This is a genomic window from Bradyrhizobium cytisi (genome assembly GCF_008123515.1).
Classification (GTDB): Bacteria; Pseudomonadota; Alphaproteobacteria; order Rhizobiales; family Xanthobacteraceae; genus Bradyrhizobium; species Bradyrhizobium cytisi.
Genome location: NZ_VSSR01000125.1, coordinates 1 through 4,281 on the forward strand (window position 1 = coordinate 1; position 4,281 = coordinate 4,281).

A 4,281-nucleotide genomic window follows, 5' to 3' on the forward strand; every position below is an offset into this window, starting at 1 on the left:
GCTGCATCGCAGAGCCGGGACACGAGGGCGCGCGCGTTCGCGATGCGGAATTACTTGACCGCGGAGCCCTGGCGCGAGGCGATGATGACGCCGGCGAGCACCAGCGCGTAGCCGATCAGGTGAAACGGCTGGAGCTTTTCGCCGAGCAGCAGGATCGCCATCGCCGAGCCGAACACCGGCACCAGATGGAAGAACGGCGCGGCGCGGTTCGGCCCGATCAGCGCGACGCCGCGGTTGAAGAACAGATAGGCGAGCGTCGAGGGGAAGATCAGGATGTAGCCGAGCGTCAGCAGCGTCACGGTGTCGAATTGCATGACATTGCCGCTCCACACCTCCCAGATCGCCGTCGGCAGCAGCATCATGGCGCCGCAGCAGGTGGTGAAGGACAGGAACGATAGCTGATGAACCTTCGGCCGGCGCGGGATGAAGGCGGAGTAGAGCCCGAACGCCACCAGCGAGGAGGCGAACATGATGTCACCCCTGTTGAACGAGATGCTCGCCAGCGCCGCAAGGTCGCCGCGCAGGATGATGACCAGCACGCCGAGCAGCGAGATCGCGATGCCGGCGAGCTGCCCGCGGGTCAGCCGTACGCCGAACAGCACCAGCGACCACAGCGCCACGAACAGGGGACCTGCCGACTGGATCAAGAGCGCGTTCAGCGCCTCGGTGTATTGCAGGGCCCAGTAGGAGATCGCGTTGTTGAAGGCGAAGCCGACCAGCGACAGGAACAGCATCAGCGGCAGGCTTTTGCGCAAGGCGGGCCAGTCGCGCTTCAGATGCGGCCATGAAAACGGCAGCAGGATCAGGAACACGCCAAACCAGCGGATCGTCGTCACCGTCAGCGGCGGCACATGCGCGCCGACATGGCGCGCAAGCACGATGTTGCCGGCCCAGAACAGCGAGCTCAGGCTGAGCAGCAGATAAGGCTGGTTGTTGAGCCAGCCGGCCGGACTCGAGGCAGGTGGCGCGGGCGAAGCGATCGTCATGGGCGTCAGGTGCGAGCTTGCGCCGGATTGGCGTCGTGACACAAGGCACGCCGCCGCAATGCTACAATGCAGGCACGACCCGAAGAGGCGCCATGGGCGGTCAATATGTTGGACGCATTCTTCATATCGCGGGCGCTCTTTCGCTCCGCGCACGAACCTCTCGCGTTGAGTTCATTGAAGGAAGAGTCTACGTCGCCTGCTTCCTCGACGCCACGAACACGCCTGACAGCACCAACGCGAAGCCGAGGAAGTGGAAGGCCTGCGGGTGCTCGCCCAAAAAGGCCATCGCCATGATCGAGCCGAACACCGGCACGACGTGGAAGAACGGCGCTGCGCGGTTGGCGCCGATCAGCCTGACACCGCGGTTGAAGCAGAGATAGGCGAGCGTCGAGGGAAACACTGACACATAGAACAGGGTCAGCAGGTTCGGTCCGTCGAGCTTCATCACGGGACGCGCAGACAGCTCCCAGATCTCGAGCGGAATGAGACAAGCGGCGCCGGCGCCGAAGGTGAAGGCGAGGAACGACAGGCCGTGCATCGGCGGCCGCTTCAAGGTCAGCACCGAATAGAGCGCGAAGATGATGAGCGCGACGATGAAGATCAGGTCGCCCTTGTTGAAGGCGATGTTCGACAGCGTGGTGAAATCGCCGTGCAGCAGGATGATCAGCACGCCGCACATCGAGAGAGCCACGCCGAAGGCCTGCGCCGCGGTGAGGCGGATGCCGAGGATGGCCAGCGACCACAGCGCCACGAGCAAAGGCGCGGCCGACTGCAACAGCAAGGTGTTGAGCGCCTGGGTATGCTCCAGCGCCCAATATTGCAGGGTGTTGAAGGCGCCGATGCCGGTGATCGACAGCACGATCATCAGGCCGAGCTTTGCGCGGATCGCGGGCCAGTCCCGGGCGAGATGCTTCCAGGCGAACGGCAGCACCAGCAGGAAGGCGAAGCTCCAGCGCAGGAAGGACAATGTCACCGGCGGGATGTGGCCGGCGGCGAGGCGCCCCACGACCGCATTGCCGGCCCAGCACAGCGCGGTGATGCCAAGCAGCAGATAAGGCTGGTTGGCAATCCAGTGCTGGCCGGATGTTTCGGTGCTGGTGGTCTGGCCGGTGGCGGACATTGTGATTGTTATGGCCCCGCGTGCAACAACGCCAAGGCCTCCGGCCCGGCGACGTCCGGGCCGGTCGAGACCCGGCCCGGTTCAAAGACACGGAAATCGAGGTCGCAGCAACGGGGCGGATGCATCGCCACCATGCAGCGGCCGGGGCTGCCTCTCACGCTTTGGTCGAAGGGAGAGCATTGCCCTGGAAGGTTTCCGGATTTTCCGGGGATATCAAAGGCTTGGATCGGGCGTTGAGTCCTCAAAAAGCCCGGTTCTTGCTTGCCTAGAGAGGCTGCTTCCTTTATCCGGTTGGTGCCTCGCGTACGAACGGCTCCGGGCCGGGAATTGGGCTGGGCGCATCTAAATTCTTCGAAGGATTACCCGCGAATGGCCAATGTTGTCGTCGTCGGCGCCCAATGGGGCGACGAAGGAAAGGGCAAGATCGTCGACTGGTTGTCGGAGCAGGCGGACATCGTCGCGCGCTTCCAGGGCGGCCATAATGCCGGCCATACGCTGGTGATCAATGGCGAGACCTACAAGCTCGCGCTGCTGCCCTCCGGCGTGCTGCGCCCGTCAAAATTGTCGGTGATCGGCAACGGCGTCGTGTTCGATCCGCAGGCCTTCCTCGACGAGGTCGCCAAGCTGCGGTCGCAGGGCGTCGCGGTCGGCCCGGAGAATCTGCGCGTCGCGGAGAACGTCACGCTGATCCTGCCGCTGCACCGTGAGCTCGACGCCTTGCGCGAATCCTCCAATTCCGCGACCGCGATCGGCACCACCCGCCGCGGCATCGGACCGGCCTATGAGGACAAGGTCGGCCGCCGCGCGATCCGGCTGATGGATCTCGCCGACCTCGACACGCTCCCGCACAAGATCGACCGGCTCCTTGCGCATCACAATGCGCTGCGTCGTGGCCTCAACCTGCCGGAGTTCGACGGCAACGAGATCCTGAAGGAGCTGAGCGCGCTGGCGCCGCAGCTGCTGCCCTATGCGGAGACCGTCTGGCGCCTGCTCGACATCGAGCGGCGTGCCGGCAAGCGCATCCTGTTCGAGGGCGCGCAGGGCGCGCTGCTCGACGTCGACCACGGCACCTATCCATACGTCACCTCGTCCAACACGGTGGCGGGGCAGGCCGCGACCGGAACGGGTATCGGTCCGGGTGGCGTCGGCTACGTGCTCGGCATCTGCAAGGCCTATACGACCCGCGTCGGGCAGGGACCGTTCCCGACCGAGCTGTTGAACGAGATCGGCGAGGAGATCGGCCGTCGCGGCCGCGAGTTCGGGGTCAATACCGGACGCAAGCGCCGCTGCGGCTGGTTCGACGCCGTGCTGGTCCGCCAGACCGTGCGGACCTGCGGCATCAACGGGCTGGCGCTGACCAAGCTCGACATTCTCGACGGCTTCGATTCGATCGATGTCTGCGTCGGCTACAAGCTCGACGGCAAGGAGATCGACCATCTGCCGGCCGGCGAGGGCGCCCAGGCCCGGGTCGAGCCGATCTGGGAGACCATCGAGGGCTGGAAGGAGCCGACCGCCGGCGCGCGGTCCTGGGCCGATCTGCCCGCCCAGGCCATCAAATATGTCCGCCGGATCGAGGAATTGGTGGGATGCCCGGTGGCGCTGCTTTCCACCAGCCCCGAACGCGAGGATACTATCCTCGTACAAAACCCGTTTGAGGCTTAACGATCTCTTACCAGGACGCGCGTATAGTTGAGTAGAAATGGCTGATTACTATCCGCTGATCGCCCGCGCTATTGCCGCCCTGGACCCCAACGCTCCCGGCGAAAGCCGGCGCGCGCTCTATGAGCGGGCGCGCACGGCCCTGATCGCGCAGCTCCGCAGCGTCCAGCCGCCGCTCTCCGAATCCGAGATCACCCGCGAACGGCTGTCGCTGGAGGAGGCCGTCCGCAAGGTCGAATCGGAGGCCGCCCAGCGTGCCCGCGAGGCCTCGCGCCCCGGTGGTGGCGCCCGCAGCGGGAGCGGCAGCGGCGATGCGTTCCGAAGGGCCAGCGCCCGTGCGGCCGACAACAACCCGCCCGCATCTCCTCAGTCGGCCGCGCCGCCGCGGGCCCGTCCCGCCGCACCGCCGTCGCGCAACGATCGCCCGCCGCTCGGCGGCGACGACCAGAACGACGCGCCGCGTCCGCCCCGCGCCCCGCGTTTCGATGCGCCGCGCCAGCCGGCTGCGCCGGAGCC

At 66.1% G+C, this 4,281-nt stretch carries 3 protein-coding genes and 1 pseudogene; 2 read left to right on the top strand and 2 right to left on the bottom strand.

Features of this window, described 5'->3' with window-relative positions; all coding sequences use genetic code 11:
• Window positions 1-50 precede the first annotated feature (50 nt).
• On the bottom strand, window positions 51-986 hold the full coding sequence (locus tag FXB38_RS41130; protein ID WP_187435510.1) for a DMT family transporter: 936 nt from the start codon (window positions 984-986) through the stop codon (window positions 51-53).
• 187 nt (window positions 987-1,173) lie between these two features.
• On the bottom strand, window positions 1,174-2,106 hold the full coding sequence (locus FXB38_RS41135) for a DMT family transporter (protein WP_148756579.1): 933 nt from the start codon (window positions 2,104-2,106) through the stop codon (window positions 1,174-1,176).
• A 369-nt stretch (window positions 2,107-2,475) separates the two neighbouring features.
• On the opposite strand from FXB38_RS41135, the gene FXB38_RS41140 reads away from it, so the two are divergent.
• Both FXB38_RS41140 and FXB38_RS41145 read left to right on the top strand, forming a co-directional pair.
• A complete protein-coding gene (locus tag FXB38_RS41140; RefSeq protein WP_148756580.1) occupies window positions 2,476-3,768 on the top strand; it encodes an adenylosuccinate synthase in 1,293 nt (430 codons plus the stop codon).
• A gap of 37 nt (window positions 3,769-3,805) precedes the next feature.
• Window positions 3,806-4,281: pseudogene (locus FXB38_RS41145) on the top strand (hypothetical protein); the annotation flags it as partial.